The following is a 1,536-nucleotide window of genomic DNA, read 5'->3' as shown; positions in this document are numbered from 1 at the left end:
CCATCGACACTTCGACCGTCAAACTGACGGCTGATACTTCCGTGGCCGAGGGTGGCACCGTTACTTACACCGCAACCGTGGGCGCCCCGGTCACGGGTTCGCCAGTCGTGGTAACTCTGGCCAACGGCCAGAACATCACCATCGAAGTCGGCAAAACCACCGGCACCGTGACCACCACCGCGCCTAACGACGCATTGGTTGGCCAGGCTCCGCTGACCAACTCGATCACTGACGTGAGCGGTGGCAACTACGAAAATCTCGTGGCCGACAAAACACCAGTCAGCACCACCGTGACTGACACCGTCGACACCACCAACCTGTCGCTCAGCGCCACTGGCTCGGTGGCCGAGGGTGGTTCGATCGTTTACACCGCGACCCTGACCAACGCTGCTGGCTCGCCAGTGACTGTGACCTTGTCGAACGGCGCAGTGATCACCATCGAGGCGGGCAAGACCACTGGCACCGTGACCGTTCCGGCTCCAGCCGATGACGTCTATAAAGACGCCGGCAAAGTTGAAGCAACCATTTCGACTGCTACTGGTGGCAACTTCGAGAACCTGGTGCCGAGCACTGTCCCGGCCGTGACTGAAGTGACCGATACCATCGACACTTCGACCGTCAAACTGACGGCTGATACTTCCGTGGCTGAAGGCGGCACCGTCACTTACACCGCCACTGTTGGTGCTCCGGTTACTGGTTCGCCTGTCGTGGTGACTCTGGCCAACGGTCAAAACATCACCATCGAGGTGGGTAAAACCACCGGCACCGTGACCACCACTGCGCCTAACGATGCATTGGTTGGCCAGGCTCCGCTGACCAACTCGATCACTGACGTGAGCGGTGGCAACTACGAAAATCTCGTGGCCGACAAAACACCTGTTTCGACCACCATCACCGACGTCGTCGACACCACCAACCTGTCGCTCAGCGCCACCGACTCTGTGGCCGAGGGCGGTTCGATTGTTTACACCGCCACCCTGACCAACGCCGCTGGCTCGCCAGTGACTGTGACCTTGTCGAACGGCGCAGTGATCACCATCGAGGCAGGTAAAACCACCGGCACTGTGACTGTTCCAGCGCCTGCCGATGACGTCTACAAAGATGCCGGCAAAGTCGAAGCAACCATTTCGACTGCTACTGGTGGCAACTTCGAGAACCTGGTGCCAAGCACTGTTCCGGCCGTGACTGAAGTGACCGACACCATCGACACTTCGACCGTCAAACTGACGGCTGATACCTCCGTGGCTGAAGGCGGCACCGTCACTTACACAGCCACTGTTGGTGCACCGGTCACCGGTTCGCCAGTCGTCGTGACCCTGGCCAACGGCCAGAACATCACCATCGAAGTCGGCAAAACCACCGGCACCGTGACCACCACTGCGCCAAACGATGCGCTGGCCGGTAACGCACCGCTGACCAACTCGATCACTGACGTGAGCGGCGGCAACTACGAAAATCTCGTGGCCGACAAAACACCAGTCAGCACCACCGTGACTGACACCGTCGACACCACCAACCTGTCGCTCAGCGCCACCG

General features: G+C 60.0%; 1 protein-coding gene. It reads left to right on the top strand.

Features of this window, described 5'->3' with window-relative positions; translation table 11 throughout:
* The coding region (locus AACY11_RS28175) for an immunoglobulin-like domain-containing protein (RefSeq protein ID WP_339496313.1) at positions 1 to 1,536 on the top strand (1,536 nt) is incomplete at both ends.

The organism is Pseudomonas sp. RA_105y_Pfl2_P56, assembly GCF_963970845.1.
Classification (GTDB): domain Bacteria; phylum Pseudomonadota; class Gammaproteobacteria; order Pseudomonadales; family Pseudomonadaceae; genus Aquipseudomonas; species Aquipseudomonas baetica_A.
This window is presented reverse-complemented; position numbering and strand designations above follow the sequence as displayed.